Below are 18333 nucleotides of genomic sequence, written 5' to 3'. Positions count from 1 at the left end.
TACACGTGTTGGCTCAAGCAGCCTTGACCGTCTTGGTCGTCTTGGCCGTGGCCCAGCTGAAGTCGTGCGCGTCCTGGCCGCCGTCGCTGATGACGCCGAGGCCCATATAGGCGAGCACGCCTTCGAGGTTGGCGGGCTCGATGCTGCCCGACAGGAACCGGTCGACCAGCGACTGGTGGCGAGCGTAGCGCTGCGGATCCTGCTCGAAGATCCACTGATCGACTTCCGAGCCGAAGTGATACTTGCGGCCGTTATAGGTGAGCTGACGGTCCTGCAGCGTCTTGCCGGGCGTGCCGACGATCGGATTCTGCGAGACGTTGCAGATCACCGGCAACGTGCCGGGCACGGTCTTCTCAAAACGGCCGGTCCTGGCATTCTCGGTGATGACGTCCCAGCATTTGCCGAAGGTGTCGTTCCAGCCGGGGTACTTCTCCTCGAGCCAGTCGCGCTCGTCCGGACTGACGCCGGCGGCCGGCGACCACCACAGCGTCGGCCGCCACGACCAGGTGCCGAGCTGCTGGCCGTGATGATGCTCGTCGAGATCCCGCATGAAGATGTCCCAGTACCAGGGCTTCTCCAGGCCGAGGTCCTCGAGCGACCGCGTGAACTGGGTGACGATCCATTCCTGCATGAACTCCTTGAACGAGCCCTCGCGCTTGTCGAGCGGCAGGTAGTAGTCCATCGGAATGCCGGTCAGGATCGCGAACAGGCGCGACGAGCGCCAGAACGAGATGTCGACCATGCGCTGAGCATCGGCCTTCTTGCCCTGCTCGATCAGGATCTTGAGCGTCGGTGTGCCGATCTGCGCGTGACGCGCTTCGTCGGACTGGATGCTCTGAATCAGTTTGGCGAATTTGAAATCGCCCGCGTGAGTCGCGTCCGACGCAAGACCGATGAACTGCAGATTGGTGAAACCGGTCTCGAACGAGAAATTCATCGCCAGCGAGGTATCTATGACGTTGCGCGTCATCATCAGATCGTCGAAGAACCGCCGGGCCGCGAGCGTGACCCAATTGTTGGTGTTCATCGAGCGATGCGCCCAGTCGAACTGCCGGTCCTTCGCCACATATTCATGGGCGAAGTACAGCTGGATCTGGCCGTGACGGACTTCGTCCAACATGCCGAAGGTCGCCATGTTGCGCATGCCGCCGGCGCGGCCGAAGCGCAGCAGCCGAGCGTTCTGAAGCGCGGCGTTGTATTCGACCACGGACACCGCGCCGTAATGCTCCTTCAGCGTGGCGATCCAGCCCGGATCCGCCGAGGTGTACATATCCATGCGCTCCAGCGCGGCCTTCACCGAGTAGGCGCCCGAATCCTTCTCACGCTGCATGCCGACATATTCGCGATAGGTGACCTTGTAGGGCTCGTCATAGGTCGCCCAGATGTGTTCCGGGATGCCCCTGGAGCCGGCATAGTCTTCCGGAAACAGCTCTTCCTCCGGGACGTATTTCGGGGTCCAGTTCGTGTCGCGGGCCAGGTCATACCAGTCTGAACGTTCGAGCATGGTCGCTCCTCCGTGAATTGGGTCTGTTCACACGCCGTGCGGTTTGACGTCGATCGGGCCTTCGCCGCCCGGATAGCAGAAGGTGATGTCCGGCGAATAGAAGCCGAACGTCACGTCGAGAGGCTGCTTGGGACGCAGCGCATAGACCGGATGCGATGTGTCGAGAAATTCGATCGCGTTGCACTTGAACTCGGCGGCGGCCTTCATCACGAAAGGATAGCGACCGCTGGTCAGGACACCGTCGACGCGGGTGACGTAGCGAAGCTGGCCGTTGGCGGGCGCGCCGGCGCCGATCCGTGCCGTGCTGCTGGTTCGGATCAGCGGCTTGCCGCCGACCAGAGTGGTCGCGATCAGTTCGTCGCCCTTCCATTCGAACACGGTCTCGCCGGAGGTTGCAGGAACGCCGCGCTGCAGCGCGTAATCGATCATGTTCGGCGAGCTGTTGAAGTAGTGCGTCCACCAACGCCCTGGCGTTCCGGGCTGGGCATCGAGCCCGTCGAGATCGACGCCCAGATAAGTCAGCGAGTAAGCCCCGAAACTTCCCGGCAATCCGCCGTTGGATGTCTGCGCGGGATCGTCGACGATGTACTGGTTGATATAGACGCAGCCGCGACCCTCGGGTGTCAGCTCTTGCGGAACGAGAGCTCTGGCGGCCGCCGGATCTTCGGGGACCCAATCAAGATAGAGCATCCGCGCATTTGCAATGAGCTGCGGTGCAACCAACGGATTGCTTGGCATCTTCGATCCTCTCAGCGCCCTGTTATCTTGCACGCCAAGTAAACGAGATGATCGCGGCACGGGTCTAATCGTATTTTCAAATACCAGTTCGGTGATGGTCGCTATGAAGCCACGATGAATAAATGAGTGCATTGCCGCATTTTTGTTCGCACAAAGCAAAAAGATAGTGCATCGACGGCTTGGTCGAGATTGCATTCAAAACAGAAATGTCGCCCGAGCCGGTGCGGCCGGCTGGGCGACATCATCAGTCTGCGTATCGACGTGTTGGCTCGGTGCAAGCTTCTGTAAGCCGAGCCTGACGTCACCTGCGCCTTCGGGCGGCGCCCCACCGAGGACCTTGTAGTTGCGGAGCCGGCATTCGCATAATGCGACTACGTGGCGTTGCGCGCTCTCGCCGCTCCGGGCGCCAGGATTTCAACGCCATTGGCGCCGAGAGCCTCGCGAATCGCAACGAGCAGATCGACGGATCCCGGCGTATCGGAATGAACGCAGATCGACTCGAAGCCGACCTCGATTTCGGGACCGTCGACAGGCTTGACCTTGCCTTCGAGGCACGCCCGCACCACCCGGTCAGCCGCCGACTTCGGATTGTAGTTGTCCGGCTTGCGCGTAAAGACGATCTTGCCCGTCGAATCGTACTCGCGGTCCGCGTAGAATTCGCGGACGACGGGCTGTCCGAGTTCCTTTGCGATTCTGTAGGTTTCGGACGCGCCCATGCAGTAGATGAAGGCGTCCGGTGCGACACGCCTCATCATCTTGACGAAGGCCCTCGAGGCGACCTCGTTGGCCGCCAACTCCATATACAGCGCGCCGTGCGGCTTGACGTGCTGCACCGTGCCGGCGTGCAAATGCACGAACTCTCGCAGGGCGCCGACCTGGTAGACGATGTCGTTCACCATCTCTTCGGTGCTTTGAACGATGCGGCGACGGCCGAACCCTTGAAGATCCCGAAATCCGGGATGCACACCGATCGCGACTTTGTTCGACAGCGCCAGGGCGACGGATCGGTCCATCAGGTTGGGATCACCGGCATGAAACCCCGCCGCGATATGGGCCGAGCTGATCATGGTCATCAGCTTGGCGTCGTCGGTGCTACCCAACTGCCAGTTGCCGTAGGCTTCTCCCATGTCGCAGCCCAGGTCGATCGTCGTTTTCCGGCCCACCGTCGGTCCTCCTGATGAGACAGAAATACAGGAGCCCCACCCGGATGAATAATCAGAAGGTGCGATCCTGAAATTCGGGAAAACCGATACGGCGGCTATTGTGACTCGGCGAACATGCCCGACCCGACGATCCCAGCCCCATATCGGCAGACATCGCAGAACAATTGCGCATCGCGCCCGAGTCCTGAGGCTCTGTTCCAGGCCAACCCGATGTCCATGCTGGGAATTTGATCGATGAGATCGACCGCGACCAGCCGCACGCCGTCGAGTGACCAAGGGCGATAGACCATGTCGGAGAGAACGGTCACGCCATGCCCCTCGGAGACCACGTTACGGATGGCCTCCATCGACGAGGTCCGGAACACCACGTTTGGCTCGAAGCCGGCCCTCTCGAAGTAGCCGAGAGTGGTGCGGTCGGCATCGTCGATCGTCAGCATGATATAAGGTTCGTGCTCGAGATCCCGCAGCGCAACGTTCTTTCGGTCTAGAAGCGCGTGATTGGCCGGCAGCCAGAGCCGCCGCTTCGATCGCACGAGTAACTCGGTTTCGATTTCGCTGATATGTTCAAGCGGAGACAGCAGGCAGACGGCGACCTCAAGCTCGCCCGACATCAACCGATCCTCGATACAGGGCCGCTCCAATTCGACCAGTTTCACCTTGATTCCCGGGAAGATTCTGGCAAAGCGCGACAGCAGGGGCGTGATGAAATAGCCCGCCACCGTGTGCGTGCAAGCCAACGTCAGTTCACCGTCCAGGTCGCGCCGCACCTTTTGCGGTGCGAGCATCGCATCGACTGCGGTCGCCAACACGTTTTGAGCGTGTTCGAGAAAGATCGCTCCCTCGTAGGTCAGCGACACACCTCGCGGAGTCCGATTGAACAACTTGACGCCGACATCCGTCTCCAGCGTCTTGATTGCCTCGCTGACAGCGGGTTGCGACGTGAACAAGGCCGCCGCCGCCTTTGAGATCTGGCCACTTTCCGCAACTGCGATAAAGACACGAAAGTGACGTAGAGATACCCTCATTGCAACTCCCGCTATATGCTCGTCCTGCGACGTAGAGAGACGCTATCTGGCCCGATAGAAAAGCAAGCTCATGCAGACTGCACAAGCACAAAGGGTGCCACGCCGGTGCTCAGTATTCGACACGTTCTTTGAGGACCCGTCGCTGTCATCCGGCGTGCAAAGTTGGCTCTGACGCACTTTTGATGGCGACAGGCACTATGTGGATCCGATGAGGCGAGCCTGAAGGAGATCGAGTTTTCCTCGGCCGTACATTTGGCGTTTTACGAGCTTGAGCTTGGTGATCTGCCCCTCCGTCTGTCCATTGGACCATGGCGAGGTGATCGCGGCGCCGACGGCCGCTCGGTCTTTGTCGACCCCGTTTGCAAAGGAGGCGACCAAGCCCGAGCGGGCGCGCTCCAACCACGGATCGAGATCGGCGATAGATTTCTTGCGGATCATGGCTTGGAATGCGGCAATGGTTATGCGCGCCTCGACCAACTGCGGCACACCGCGCTCTATCGCTGCTACCGTGACGGTTTCGGACTTGCCGAGGTCGTCGCGACCGATGGTCAAAAGCCGGGCTATGGTCCGCGCCGAGGGAGTTCGGCTCAAGACGCCGCCATCGACCTTGTCCGCCTTCCGCCGGCGCGTAGCCCACTCGCTGACAACACGTAGACTACCAAGGAACCCTTGGCCTTTGAGCCTTCGCCATAGCTCGGCGCCGTTTTGCCGTCCGGCAGCCCATTGGACGTCGAGCCACGGCAGGTACAGTTCGAGCGAGCTCTCGCGCACGCGGAAGATATCCGAGCGTTGACCGCGCAGCACACGGCGGACCAGACCGCGGCTGTAGCCGGTCCGGCGGACGATCTCCTTGATCGGGACCCCGTCCTTGGCAAGCCCGAGAATGTCGGCGTTGGTGTCTTCCCGACGAATATAACCCTCATACTGGATCCGTTCTGCGGCGGTGAGCAGGTCGGGATTGATCGTGGCCGCCCCGATAGCGGCTCGTATCGCGCGCATGGACTTGCGCACGGCGTCGAGGAAAGCTCGGCTGGCGTTCTCCATCAGGTGCCAACGATCGGCCACCTGGATCGCCTTTGGCAGCGCCCTGGCCGCCGCCAGGGAATATGCGCCGCCGCGATCTCGGGCGACGATACTGATCTGGGGCTGATCCGAGAGCCAAGCCTGTGCCGTCGCCGGCTCGCGGTCGGGCAGCAGGGCAATGGTCTTGCGCCGCTCCAGGTCGCAGATAATGGTTCCGTAGCGCTGGTTGCGGCGCCATGCCCAATCGTCGATCCCGATCACGGTTGGCGGGACAAGGCGCGTGCCGCCGTGCCGACGCACGGCACGGAGCAACGTGTCGTTGCTGACCGGCAGGCTGAGCCTCTGCGCCAAGTTCGCCGCCGGCCGTCCGCCCAGTGCCAGTCCGAGATGGTGAATGATGTGATCGAGCCGGGCGGTCCGTCGTCCCCACGGCGCCAGCACGTTCGTATCGAACCGTTCGGTGAAGATCCGGCGCCCGCACAGCACCGTGTCGCAGTGGAACCGCCGCGCCTGCACCACCAACCGGACCGGTTTCCCAGCCATTGGCAGATCGGCGAGAAGCCGGCGATAGGGCTCACTCCCCGAGCTAATTCCAGCGGCGGCAAGGAGCGGCTCGGCGGGATATCGAAACGTGGGAACAAGCTGTTGCGAACACTGCTGATCGTCGGCGCGACGTCGATTCTGAAGCAGGCGCGTCGTGGTGTGAAGCTGCCCGGCTGGGTCATATCCTTGATGGCGCGCCGACCCTACAAAGTCGCCGCTGTGGCACTGGCCAACAAGATTGCCCGGACGATCTGGGCGCTTCTCGTCAAGGGCGGCACCTACCAGGCGCCAGCGACCATGGCGCGAGCATAAGACAAATGGCATTCCGGCGTCTCGATGCCGGGATCGAGCGGCAAGGTGCCAACGCGTGATGAACCCGAGGGACGAACCTCGAGGCCGATCAGACCGTCTGACTCACTGCGCCTACGAGCGCGTGAAATTGATTAGGCGATCGGCATCGCGGATCTCATCGTGGCCAGCGGTCCATGACCGCGCCAACAGGCCGGACATATGACTGCACCGTCCGACGGCAAATGACGCGGCGAATATCTTGCCAACCGGGCCGTTCCACATATGAGTCAGAGCCCCTATTGCACGCCGATCCGGGGTCCCGTTCCGATGCCGATTGACATACGACGCGATCCTGATCGACACGCCGCCGTCCTCGCCCCATCTGATCGTCGCCGGCATGATGGCGGCCGACGCCGTGGTCGTACCAACCCTGCTCGATCACCTTTCATTCGACGGCGTCGGACAATTCCTGCGCGCCTATCACGGTGTCATCGCCAAACTGAAGGTCGGCTGCGCCGGAGCCCTGATCGTCCCCTCCAGGGTAGACCTGCGCTTCTTGATGCAGAAGGAGGTGCTCGGTCGGATGACCAGCAGCTTCGGCCATCGACATCGCCAAGCCCGTCGGCAATATGCCGGAGCTCGCGGATCCACCGCCAGTGGTTCCGCGAATCCTCATCCCGTTCCCGGCGGATCAGACCGCGCCGCGTCATCAGTCCGAATGGGGCCGAGGGCCTCGCGGAGCGCCGGTAGCACATCGTCTTTCACGCCGTAGGCATCGGCCTCGAGTTCATGCAGGACGAAGGAGGCCAAGTCGTCGACGTCACGGTCGGGCACTCTTGATCATGCCGCTTCCCAAGCCGCGATGGCGTCGCCATAGGCCTCGCCGACACGACTGGAACTGTCGTCCACCCCGTTCCGCTGGGTCGGCCGATGTCCGTCGACCGGATGGGGATATTCTCGCGAGGGCTGAAACCCAGCCGGTCTCGGGCTCGACCGAGCGGGAGGTCGGCAGGGCGGATCCACGGGGCACCCAATCGGAAGCCCTGTTCGAGTTGGGGTGGCTCGCTCGGTCGTTCGATGGTGACGTGCTCACTCAGCCTTCGGCGTTCAGTCGAGAGTTCCCATGATGCCCCGACCAGACCTCTGAACCGAAAGCCGCCAGATAGTCCGCCTTGAAACGGGTGGCGTTCGAAAATCCCCAGAGCCTGGCAATCGCGAGAATGCTCAGGTCTCCGCCTCGAGCCCGGAATTCCCGACGGACGGCGGCGACCCAACCTCGATCGGAGGGTAGATCAAACGCGCTGTCGCGGGTTTTTGGCATTTAACGACAATGATGCATTTCATTCTTGAACAAGTCGCCGAAGAGTTATATTTTCATATATACCCCGAGTCCGTAGAATCCCGGCAAATAGCTGCGAAGGCTTGCGGAATCGGCGCTGATGGATTCAGATTACGGGATGATCAGAGGCCAATTCCTGACCGCTTCGGAACGCCAGCATTTGCTGGGGCTGGTTCGCCGCCCGTCTGGCCAGCATGGCCCGGCGCGGCGGGCGCATGCGATCTTGCTTCTGGATGACGGGCTCGCCGTGCCGGAGGTGGCGCGGGTGCTTTATGTTGATGACGACACTGTTTACCAGTGGCATCAACGCTGGACATCGGGCGGTGTTGAGCGTCTGACGGATTTCGGCTGGAAGGGCAGCCTGCCGCGTCTTTCGACGCCGCAGGAAATAGACTTGGTGAAAGCGCTGATGGCGCGCGTGTTCACCAGCACGTCCGAGATCATTGCCCTTGTAGAGAAGCGGTTTTCCATCGCCTACAGCCGATCCGGGATGATCAAGCTGCTCGATCGCCTCGGGTTCGAATACAAGAAGCCGAAGGCGCTGCCGCGCTTGCCGACAGTGCAAGCGCAACAAGCGTTCATAGCCGAGTATTCCCGTCTTCTCAGCGGACTCGCGGCCAATGACCAGATGGTTTTCCTTGATGCTGTCCATCCAGAATACCAGAGCCGTCCGGCTCATGGTTGGATCAAAAAAGGCGATCCGGTTGCCATCTTGCGGACGGCCGGTCGCCAGCGGCTGAACCTGCATGGCGCCATCAATCTGGAAAGCGGTCTCTGCCAGATCGTCGAAGGGGAAACCGTCAACGCAGAGACGACCATCCGCCTGTTCTCGCGCCTGCTTTCCGCCTATCCGGGGGCGGGGAAAATCCATGTTTTCCTCGACAATGCCAGATACCACCACGCCAAGGAGGTCGAGGCATGGATGGTCGAGCACGGACAAAGGATCGATCTCAGATTCCTGCCACCCTACGCGCCAAATCTCAACGCGATCGAGCGACTATGGCGCGTCATGCACACGTCGGTCACCCACAACAAATACTATGAAAGCTTCGCTGATTTCGTAGATGCAGTGAACATGTTCTTCCGAAAAACACTACCAAGTCAATGGCATAAGTTGAGAGACTTTGTCTCCGATGACTTCCATGTCATCGACCCGCGAGATTTCCGGGTTTTGATGTAGGCCGGGTATATACCCCGAGTCCGTAGAATCCCGGCAAATAGCTGCGAAGGCTTGCGGAATCGGCGCTGATGGATTCAGATTACGGGATGATCAGAGGCCAATTCCTGACCGCTTCGGAACGCCAGCATTTGCTGGGGCTGGTTCGCCGCCCGTCTGGCCAGCATGGCCCGGCGCGGCGGGCGCATGCGATCTTGCTTCTGGATGACGGGCTCGCCGTGCCGGAGGTGGCGCGGGTGCTTTATGTTGATGACGACACTGTTTACCAGTGGCATCAACGCTGGACATCGGGCGGTGTTGAGCGTCTGACGGATTTCGGCTGGAAGGGCAGCCTGCCGCGTCTTTCGACGCCGCAGGAAATAGACTTGGTGAAAGCGCTGATGGCGCGCGTGTTCACCAGCACGTCCGAGATCATTGCCCTTGTAGAGAAGCGGTTTTCCATCGCCTACAGCCGATCCGGGATGATCAAGCTGCTCGATCGCCTCGGGTTCGAATACAAGAAGCCGAAGGCGCTGCCGCGCTTGCCGACAGTGCAAGCGCAACAAGCGTTCATAGCCGAGTATTCCCGTCTTCTCAGCGGACTCGCGGCCAATGACCAGATGGTTTTCCTTGATGCTGTCCATCCAGAATACCAGAGCCGTCCGGCTCATGGTTGGATCAAAAAAGGCGATCCGGTTGCCATCTTGCGGACGGCCGGTCGCCAGCGGCTGAACCTGCATGGCGCCATCAATCTGGAAAGCGGTCTCTGCCAGATCGTCGAAGGGGAAACCGTCAACGCAGAGACGACCATCCGCCTGTTCTCGCGCCTGCTTTCCGCCTATCCGGGGGCGGGGAAAATCCATGTTTTCCTCGACAATGCCAGATACCACCACGCCAAGGAGGTCGAGGCATGGATGGTCGAGCACGGACAAAGGATCGATCTCAGATTCCTGCCACCCTACGCGCCAAATCTCAACGCGATCGAGCGACTATGGCGCGTCATGCACACGTCGGTCACCCACAACAAATACTATGAAAGCTTCGCTGATTTCGTAGATGCAGTGAACATGTTCTTCCGAAAAACACTACCAAGTCAATGGCATAAGTTGAGAGACTTTGTCTCCGATGACTTCCATGTCATCGACCCGCGAGATTTCCGGGTTTTGATGTAGGCCGGGTATAACTCATGGAGGCTCATATGCACACGACGAATCTGCGCAAGGTGGGCGGCTCGGTCATGTTGGCGGTACCGCCGGCACTGCTCGATGTCTTGCACCTGGCGGCCGGAGCCAAAGTCGGCCTCGCCGTCGACAATGGTCGGCTCGTGATCGAGCCGAAGGCACGGCCGCGATACACGCTCGATGAGCTGTTGGCCCAATGCGACCCAACGGCTGAGCCGGCCGCCGAAGATCGCGAATGGCTCGATGCCGAGCCGATCGGCGGCGAGTTGCCGTGATGGAGCGCGGCGATATCTTTCTCGTCTCGCTCGATCCAAGCTCCGGCCATGAGCAGCAAGGAACGCGCCTGGTGCTGGTCGTGTCTCCGGGAGCGTTCAACCAGTTGACGAAAACCCCTGTGGTGCTCCCGATCTCGAGCGGCGGGAATTTCGCTCGCGCGGCCGGGTTTGCCGTATCGCTCATAGAAGCCGGGACGCAGACGACGAGGATCGTTCGCTGCGACCAGCCCCGCGCCCTCGACATCGGTTCGCGTCGCGGTCGTAAGTTGGAAAGCGTGCCAGAGACGATCATGGATGAGGTACTGGCAAAACTCTCGACGATCTTGGAGTAAGGCCGCAAAATCAGGATTTCTGCTCAGATCCATCGACCTTTACCCGGCTACCACCACGTCTCAAGCGGCAATCTTCAAGCGATCGCGCCCCTCTCGCTTGGCGGCGTAGAGCGCAGCATCGGCTCGCATGTAGATGGATTTCGGGGTGTCGCCTTCCTGAACTTCCGCTATTCCAGCGGAGCACGTGTAGTGGACTTGCTGATCCTGTGATTCGACCGGGCTGAAGCGAACAGCGTCCAGCACACAATCAACCACGACAACTGCTTCCTCGAGTTTGATATCTGGCATGATCAGCATGAACTCCTCGCCTCCGACACGTCCGAAGCCATCGCTCAAACGGATGTTCTTCTGAACAGTTCTGGCGAAATTAATGAGGACGACGTCGCCCATCTCATGACCATATCTGTCGTTTACTTGTTTGAAGTGGTCTATATCCAGCATGCACACGCAAACCTTGCGGCTCCAATTGCCGCCTCGACCATCCATGAACTGCTCCAACAGCCCTTTGATGTGTCGACGGTTGGAGACTGCTGTCAGGTCGTCCGTCAACGACGCCCGCAGCGCCCTGTCCTGCATGACACGCAGTTCCCGTTCGCCGGTACGAAGGGACGTGATGTCGAGCGCCACGTAGATGGACCAGCCATCCGGCTGCGTTGTTTCGGTGATCCAGAGCCAGCGACCATCTTTCAGGTCGCTTTCGAAAGTCCGGTGGGCAACCTTGCCTCTTCTCGATGAGGTGGCTGTGAGCCAGGCTTCAAAGTCTGCATCATCAATCGGGGTTCCGCGTCGGGCGAGATAGTTCCGGCGCATAATATCAGCCCAGAGAATTTTCTCACCCGGAGCAACAGAATATGCTTCCCGGAATGCCTTGTTGGCATATTGCAATCGATCTTCCTGGTCATAAACGGCGAGCAAGGCTGCCGAATTTTCCTGTAAACCAGCAATTATTGTTTCCAGATTCATGGCATTTGTCCATTTTTCTGGCATAATATATCTCTTGCATTGAAATAATGATTAAGAAAATCTGTTGAATTTTCCACGATACCGCCGCCGCAGGCAACTCATCGTCGTCGGTCACCCCCGGCAGCGTCTGATGGTGTCCGAGGGAAACTCGCCGACGACCTTGAAGTACTCGCCGGCGAAGCGCCCGGCGTTGCTGAACCCCCACTTGCGTGCCGCGTCGGCAATGGTCGGCGTCACGCCACTCGCGAGATCCCGGTGCGCTCCTTCAAGCCGAGCGAGCCTCGAGAGATGGGGAGGGGGAGAGCCGGCATGCTTGCGAAATCCGGCCTGCAGGATCCTCACGCTGATCCCGAGCATCTCGGCGAGGTCGTGGATGGTCAGCGGCGTGTTCTGGATGCGAATGATGTCCAAGCTCCCCCGGCCACCACCCGCGCTACTCTACCCATTTCCCATCTCACAAGTATATCTGCGGACATTTGAGCAAATACAAAATGCGAATAGATGTACAAAAAGCGTCGCTTGTAAATATCTGTGTGTTTAATAGATTATTAACCAATATTTATTTCAATCCAACCGTTTATTTGGAACAGCTGCACCGGCCATCGCCCCCCTGACTGGGCTTTCCGCGCCGCTCCTGCTCCATGGCTTCAGGCGGCACCTGCCGATGATAGAGGGAGGAACCACATGTCGTTCAAGAACTTGCCGTTGGCCTGGAAAGTGATCAGCCTGCTGCTGTTGCTCGGGGTCGTGAGCCTCGGCGGCGGTTATTACGCAACTTCGACCACCGTGAAGGTCGACGAAGCCTATTCGAACGTGATCGAGCATGATGCGATGGCGCTGATTCAACTGGCGCGCGCCAACCGTTTCGTCGTCGCCTATGACGATGCCATCTACGAAAACATCGTCGCAACGACCGACGAGGCCAACCGCAGGGCGGTCCAGCATCAGGCGGAGGCCATCAAGGGGTTCGAGGAGAACGTGGGCGAAGCCGTGCGTCTCCAACCGCAGTTCGCCGACCGGATCCGTGACATATCGAACGATGTGAAGAAGGCGCAACAGAGCGCCTGTGCCGAAACGATCCGGATCGCCAATGGCGACCTGACGATGGAAGGCGTCAAGAAGGCCGGCGACCTCATGGACAGGGACTGCAGTCCGGCTCTCGATGCAGCCCGGGATAAATTGACCGCGTTCAACACCGTTCTGATGGATCAGATCAAGAAGACCAATGCTGCGGCCAGCGCCTCCACGGCGACCAGCTTCTGGGTCACGCTGGGCGGGATTTCCGCAGCGCTCGTCACCGTCATCGGTCTTGCGGTGTTTCTGACCAACACCGGCATCGTCCGTCCGATCCAGGCCGCGATGGGTGTCATGGCCTCCCTCGGGAGGGGCGAACTCAACGTCGAGGTTACCGGTGCCGAACGGCGTGACGAGGTCGGTCATATCGCCAAATCGATCGAGGTGCTGCGCGGTCAGCTCCAGGTCGCCGAGAAGGCGCGCCAGGAGCAGGCGGCTCGCGAGGGGGCAGAACGTCAGCAACTCGCCCGCCGCGAGAAGCTCGCGGGAGATTTCGTCGCCCGCATGCAGGCTCTTGCCGCGGGCTTCGCCCAATCCTCCGGTGAGGTCGCCGACAGCGCCAAGGGTCTCTCCGCCACGGCGGAGGAGACCTCGCGTCAGGCCCAGGCCGTCGCTGCGGCGGCCGAAGAAGCCGCCACCAACGTCCAGACCGTCGCAGCCTCGTCCGAGGAGATGGCGACTTCGGTGCGCGAGATCAACGGACAGGTCGGTCATTCGGCTCGGGTCGCCGACACCGCCTTCAACGAAGCGGAAGCCTCCAACGGTCGCATTGCGGCTCTCGCCACGGCGGCCTCGACGATCGGCGACGTGATCAACCTGATCAAGGGTATCGCCGACCAGACCAACCTCTTGGCTCTGAACGCCACCATCGAAGCGGCACGCGCCGGTGAGGCCGGCAAGGGCTTCGCCGTCGTCGCAGCCGAGGTCAAGCAACTGGCCGATCAGACCGCCAAGGCGACCGGCGAGATCGGTACCAAGGTCGGCGAGATCCAAGCGGCGACGGATGGAACGGTGAAGTCGATGACGGAGATCGTCCGCGTCATCGGCGAAATGAAGGAGGTCGCCTCGGCAATCGCCGGTGCGGTCGAACAGCAAGGGGCGGCCACCGCCGAGATCGCCCGCAACTGCCAGCAGGCTGCGACGGGGACCCATCAGGTGACGCAGAACATCTCCGGTGTCGGTCAGGCGGCCGAGATGACCGGAGCGGCCTCGACCCAGCTCATGACGCTGTCGACGGGCTTGTCGAGCCAGGCCGCCGATCTGCGCAAGGTCGTCGAGACCTTCGTCAAGGACTTCGCCGCCGCCTGAGGCGCGGCGGGGCACAGAGAGACCGCGACCCGGGAGCCTCGACGATGACGGTCACCCTCTGCCTCTTCCACGATCACGCTTCGGGTCGGGAGCCCGATTGGCTCTCCGAGCTCTCGACCCGTTGCCGTCTCGTCGAGGTCCATCGACGGGACTGGGTCCGTCTCGGGCGGTTCGTCGATCTGCCATGGCTGGTCGACGTGCGGTCGATCGACGGTGAAGCGGCGGCCCTCCTCAGACCGTTCTTCGCATTCGCCGGTTCGGCCCCGCGCCTGGTCGCCGTCGATCGTGGGGATCGACAGGCCTCTGTCCAGGCGTCGGCGCTCGGGGCATCCCAGATCGTTCGGCGACCGATCGATGCGGTGTCGGTTCTCGGACTGATCGGCGGCTTGGGTCCTCGTGAAGAGGGGGCCACGGCTCCCGAGGGCACGTCCACGATGCCGATCGAGAGGCGTCCTCCGAGGCGAACATCGACGATGGACCGTGACGGGCTGAGGGACGTGACGGCGGTCATCACCGCGATCGACGGGGCGGCCACGGCGCTCGACCGCCTCTTCCGAGCCCTGCTCGGCGGCCACCCGATCGTCCGGGACGACTGGGAAGGCATCGCCTCCGACGTCGTCGCCAAACTTGGTGGTCAGCACTTGGAGGTCTTGCTCGACGTGGTGCGTCGCCATCACCCCGGCACCTACCAACATTCCCTCCTGGTCATGGTGATGGCCGTCGGTCTCGGTCGGTCACTCGGGCTTCTCGCGTCGGACGTCGAGAAGCTGGCGCTGGGTGGGTTGCTGCACGACGTCGGCAAGTTCCGCGTGCCCGAGGGGATCCTGACCAAGCCGGGACGGCTGACGGAAGCCGAGTTCGAGGTCATGCGCCGACATCCTCGTGACGGCTGGGCGGCCTTGCAATCGGTCGAACCGCCCCTCGACCCGAGCGTGCTCGACATGGTGCTGCACCATCAGGAACGTCTCGATGGCAGCGGCTACCCCGATGGTCTCGCCGGCACCGAGATTATCCGGATGTCTACGACACGCCCACTGCCAGAGGCACTTCCAGACGCAAAGAGGCCGTCCCCGTGCTTTCACACAGGGACGGTGATTGAGTTATGTTGGAAGTGGTTGCGGGGGCAGGATTTGAACCTGCGGCCTTCAGGTTATGAGCCTGACGAGCTACCGGGCTGCTCCACCCCGCGTTGATTTGGGAGATGTTGGATGCATGGTGATTGGATAAGCTTGTCTTTTGCAGGCCTGGCGACGACCTACTCTCCCAGGTCTTGAGACATAGTACCATCGGCGCTGAGGAGTTTAACGGCCGAGTTCGGGATGGGATCGGGTTCAGGCTCCTCGCTAGGGCCACCAGGCCGGCGAAAGACAAGTGAAGCCCTGGGCAATCGGTACGATTGCGGAGGATGCGCGCCGTGCGATCAGCGGAGCTGATTGTCACGTGAAGCGCATAAGATGGTGTTTCCGGTTTTCCACCGGAGCGAACTGGTTGCCATTTTGCTTTGCAAAAGGCTGACCAGTCGGTCCGAGGTTCCACGCAATCGCCTTGCGATTGCGTTGTGAGTATCGACAAATGAGAGCGATCAAGCCGATCAAGCGATTAGTACCGGTAAGCTGCATGGATCGCTCCACTTCCACACCCGGCCTATCAACGTGGTGGTCTACCACGGCTTTCGAGGGAGAACTCATCTTGAGGTGGGTTTCCCGCTTAGATGCCTTCAGCGGTTATCCCGACCGTACATAGCTACCCTGCACTGCGGCTGGCGCCACAACAGGTCCACCAGAGGTACGTCCATCCCGGTCCTCTCGTACTAAGGACAGATCCTCTCAATTCTCCTACGCCCACGCCAGATAGGGACCAAACTGTCTCACGACGTTTTGAACCCAACTCACGTACCACTTTAATCGGCGAACAGCCGAACCCTTGGGACCTTCTCCAGCCCCAGGATGTGATGAGTCGACATCGAGGTGCCAAACGATTCCGTCGATATGGACTCTTGGGAATCATCAGCCTGTTATCCCCGGCGTACCTTTTATTCGTTGAGCGATGGCCGTTCCACAACGGACCACCGGATCACTATGGCCGACTTTCGTCTCTGCTCGACTTGTCAGTCTCGCAGTCAGGCGGGCTTATGCCATTGCACTCGACGACCGATTTCCGACCGGTCTGAGCCCACCTTCGCACGCCTCCGTTACTCTTTGGGAGGCGACCGCCCCAGTCAAACTACCCACCATACACTGTCCCGGGCCCGGATGACGGGTCGCGGTTAGACATCCATGTTCATAAGGGTGGTATTTCAAGGGTGGCTCCACAAGGGCTAGCGCCCTCGCTTCGTAGCCTACCACCTATCCTACACATGCAAACACGAATGCCAGTGTAAAGTTATAGTAAAGGTGCACGGGGTCTTTCCGTCTAAGCGCAGGTACCCCGCATCTTCACGGGGAATTCAATTTCACTGAGTCTATGCTGGAGACAGCGGGGAGATCGTTACGCCATTCGTGCAGGTCGGAACTTACCCGACAAGGAATTTCGCTACCTTAGGACCGTTATAGTTACGGCCGCCGTTTACCGGGGCTTCGATTCAAAGCTTGCACCTCTCCTCTTAACCTTCCGGCACCGGGCAGGCGTCAGACCCTATACGTCGCCTTGCGGCTTAGCAGAGCCCTGTGTTTTTGTTAAACAGTCGCCACCCCCTAGTTTGTGCCCCTCACAAACGGTTGCCCGCTCATGAGGCCTCCTTATCCCGAAGTTACGGAGGCAAATTGCCGAGTTCCTTCAGCATAGTTCTCTCAAGCGCCTTGGTATACTCTACCAGTCCACCTGTGTCGGTTTCGGGTACGGTCCATCGTGGGAGCTATTTCCTGGAACCTCGTGATGGCATGCACAATCCAATAAGCACACACCACGGAAGAGATCCGTCACTACCCACTGGTTGCGGAATATTCACCGCATTCCCATCGACTACGCTTTTCAGCCTCGCCTTAGGGGCCGACTAACCCTGCGCAGATTAACTTTACGCAGGAACCCTTGGACTTTCGGCGACAGTGTCTCTCACACTGTTTGTCGTTACTCATGCCAGCATTCGCACTTCCAATACCTCCAGCGCCCCTCACGGGTACACCTTCACAGGCCTATGGAACGCTCCGCTACCGCTCTTGCGAGCCCACAGCTTCGGCTCATGGCTTGAGCCCCGTTACATTTTCGGCGCAAAGACCCTTGTTTAGACCAGTGAGCTGTTACGCTTTCTTTAAAGGATGGCTGCTTCTAAGCCAACCTCCTGGTTGTTATGGGATCCTCACATCCTTTACCACTTAGCCATGAATTAGGGGCCTTAGCTGGTGGTCAGGGTTTTTTCCCTCTCGACGACGGACGTTAGCACCCGCCGTCTGTCTGCCGCACATTGCTTCCGGGTATTCGGAGTTTGGTTAGGTTTGGTAGAACGGTAAGTTCCCCTAGCCCATCCAGTGCTCTACCCCCCGGAGCATTCATGCGACGCACTACCTAAATAGTTTTCGCGGAGAACCAGCTATTTCCGAGTTTGATTGGCCTTTCACCCCTAGCCACAAGTCATCCGAGGCTTTTTCAACAGACACCGGTTCGGTCCTCCAGTGGGTGTTACCCCACCTTCAACCTGCTCATGGCTAGATCACATCGGTTTCGGGTCTAATAAGACGGACTGAACGCCCTGTTCAGACTCGCTTTCGCTACGCCTACACCTACCGGCTTAAGCTTGCCCGTCTCACTAAGTCGCTGGCCCATTATACAAAAGGTACGGTGTCAGCCTTGCGGCCTTCACCTGTTTGTAGGCACCCGGTTTCAGGATCTGTTTCACTCCCCTCGTCGGGGATCTTTTCACCTTTCCCTCACGGTACTGGTTCGCTATCGGTCACTGAGGAGTACTTAGGCTTGGAGGGTGGTCCCCCCACGTTCAGACAGGGTTTCACGTGCCCCGCCCTACTCTGGTCTCTTCCATCAATCGTTCCATACGGGGCTATCACCCGATATCGCGCAGCTTTCCATCTGCTTCTGGTAATCTCAGGAAGAGCACTGGCCTGGTCCGCGTTCGCTCGCCACTACTAACGGAGTCTCGGTTGATGTCCTTTCCTCCGGGTACTTAGATGTTTCAGTTCCCCGGGTTCGCTTTCAATCCCCTATGTATTCAGGGAAAGAATACCTCCTTGTGACAATTGTTAGTCCAAAGCCGCAACACACCCAATCCCTCGCAATGTCTCCATTGCCGGTCTCGGATGCGCAACGTCCTCAAAATAACAATTGTCGGAAGTGGGTTTCCCCATTCGGATATCTCTGGATCAATGCCTGTTCGCGGCTCCCCAAAGCTTTTCGCAGCGTACCACGTCCTTCATCGCCTCTCAGTGCCAAGGCATCCACCGAATGCCCTTAAGACGCTTGATCGCTCT

At 59.9% G+C, this 18333-nt stretch carries 12 protein-coding genes, 1 tRNA gene, 2 rRNA genes and 3 pseudogenes; 8 read left to right on the top strand and 10 right to left on the bottom strand.

The window, feature by feature from the left end; all coding sequences use genetic code 11:
- Positions 1-13: 13 nt before the first annotated feature.
- The 5 genes and pseudogenes from J3R73_RS00820 to J3R73_RS00800 all read right to left on the bottom strand — a co-directional run.
- On the bottom strand, positions 14-1504 hold the full coding sequence (locus tag J3R73_RS00820) for a YHS domain-containing protein (protein ID WP_307421551.1): 1491 nt from the start codon (positions 1502-1504) through the stop codon (positions 14-16).
- Between the two features lie 27 nt (positions 1505-1531).
- On the bottom strand, positions 1532-2242 hold the full coding sequence (locus tag J3R73_RS00815; RefSeq protein ID WP_307421550.1) for a hypothetical protein: 711 nt from the start codon (positions 2240-2242) through the stop codon (positions 1532-1534).
- Between the two features lie 371 nt (positions 2243-2613).
- Positions 2614-3405, bottom strand: coding sequence for a 5-oxoprolinase subunit PxpA (pxpA, locus tag J3R73_RS00810; protein ID WP_307421549.1), 792 nt, complete (start codon positions 3403-3405; stop codon positions 2614-2616).
- A gap of 95 nt (positions 3406-3500) precedes the next feature.
- Entirely contained in the window at positions 3501-4430 is a 930-nt protein-coding gene (locus J3R73_RS00805) for a LysR family transcriptional regulator (RefSeq protein ID WP_307421547.1), read from the bottom strand.
- Between the two features lie 195 nt (positions 4431-4625).
- Positions 4626-6023: pseudogene (locus tag J3R73_RS00800) on the bottom strand (ISL3 family transposase); the annotation flags it as partial.
- Between J3R73_RS00800 and J3R73_RS00795 the strand changes: the two are divergent.
- The 6 genes and pseudogenes from J3R73_RS00795 to J3R73_RS00770 form a co-directional block, all read left to right on the top strand.
- Positions 6021-6308: pseudogene (locus tag J3R73_RS00795) on the top strand (transposase); the annotation flags it as partial. The pseudogenes J3R73_RS00800 and J3R73_RS00795 overlap by 3 nt on opposite strands.
- A gap of 313 nt (positions 6309-6621) precedes the next feature.
- On the top strand, positions 6622-7059 hold the full coding sequence (locus tag J3R73_RS00790) for a ParA family protein (RefSeq protein ID WP_307421545.1): 438 nt from the start codon (positions 6622-6624) through the stop codon (positions 7057-7059).
- Between the two features lie 667 nt (positions 7060-7726).
- Positions 7727-8806, top strand: coding sequence for an IS630 family transposase (locus J3R73_RS00785; protein WP_307421543.1), 1080 nt, complete (start codon positions 7727-7729; stop codon positions 8804-8806).
- Positions 8807-8874: 68 nt separating this feature from the next.
- The gene (locus tag J3R73_RS00780; RefSeq protein WP_307421543.1) at positions 8875-9954 is read left to right on the top strand and encodes an IS630 family transposase; all 1080 of its coding nucleotides are present in this window, start codon (positions 8875-8877) and stop codon (positions 9952-9954) included.
- 26 nt (positions 9955-9980) lie between these two features.
- The gene (locus J3R73_RS00775; RefSeq protein ID WP_307421541.1) at positions 9981-10238 is read left to right on the top strand and encodes an AbrB/MazE/SpoVT family DNA-binding domain-containing protein; all 258 of its coding nucleotides are present in this window, start codon (positions 9981-9983) and stop codon (positions 10236-10238) included.
- Positions 10238-10570, top strand: coding sequence for a type II toxin-antitoxin system PemK/MazF family toxin (locus J3R73_RS00770; RefSeq protein WP_307421540.1), 333 nt, complete (start codon positions 10238-10240; stop codon positions 10568-10570). The genes J3R73_RS00775 and J3R73_RS00770 overlap by 1 nt, the downstream gene beginning before the upstream one ends.
- Positions 10571-10630: 60 nt before the next feature.
- Here J3R73_RS00770 and J3R73_RS00765 read toward each other — a convergent pair whose 3' ends face one another.
- The gene (locus J3R73_RS00765; RefSeq protein WP_307421539.1) at positions 10631-11533 is read right to left on the bottom strand and encodes a GGDEF domain-containing protein; all 903 of its coding nucleotides are present in this window, start codon (positions 11531-11533) and stop codon (positions 10631-10633) included.
- A gap of 111 nt (positions 11534-11644) precedes the next feature.
- Entirely contained in the window at positions 11645-11944 is a 300-nt protein-coding gene (locus J3R73_RS00760; protein WP_307421537.1) for a helix-turn-helix domain-containing protein, read from the bottom strand.
- A 273-nt stretch (positions 11945-12217) separates the two neighbouring features.
- Between J3R73_RS00760 and J3R73_RS00755 the strand changes: the two genes are divergently transcribed.
- Positions 12218-13915: a methyl-accepting chemotaxis protein gene (locus J3R73_RS00755; protein WP_307421536.1), complete on the top strand. Its 1698-nt coding sequence runs from the start codon at positions 12218-12220 to the stop codon at positions 13913-13915.
- Between the two features lie 44 nt (positions 13916-13959).
- Positions 13960-14865: pseudogene (locus tag J3R73_RS31495) on the top strand (HD-GYP domain-containing protein); the annotation flags it as partial.
- 162 nt (positions 14866-15027) lie between these two features.
- On the opposite strand, the gene J3R73_RS00745 reads toward J3R73_RS31495, so the two are convergent.
- The 3 genes from J3R73_RS00745 to J3R73_RS00735 all read right to left on the bottom strand — a co-directional run bounded on the left by J3R73_RS00745 (position 15028) and on the right by J3R73_RS00735 (position 18328).
- Positions 15028-15104: transfer RNA gene (locus J3R73_RS00745), tRNA-Met, on the bottom strand.
- 53 nt (positions 15105-15157) lie between these two features.
- Positions 15158-15272: ribosomal RNA gene (gene rrf, locus J3R73_RS00740) — 5S ribosomal RNA — on the bottom strand.
- A gap of 221 nt (positions 15273-15493) precedes the next feature.
- Positions 15494-18328, bottom strand: a 23S ribosomal RNA gene (locus J3R73_RS00735).
- Positions 18329-18333 lie beyond the last annotated feature (5 nt).

This window comes from Labrys monachus (genome assembly GCF_030814655.1).
Lineage (GTDB): Bacteria > Pseudomonadota > Alphaproteobacteria > Rhizobiales > Labraceae > Labrys > Labrys monacha.
This window is presented reverse-complemented; position numbering and strand designations above follow the sequence as displayed.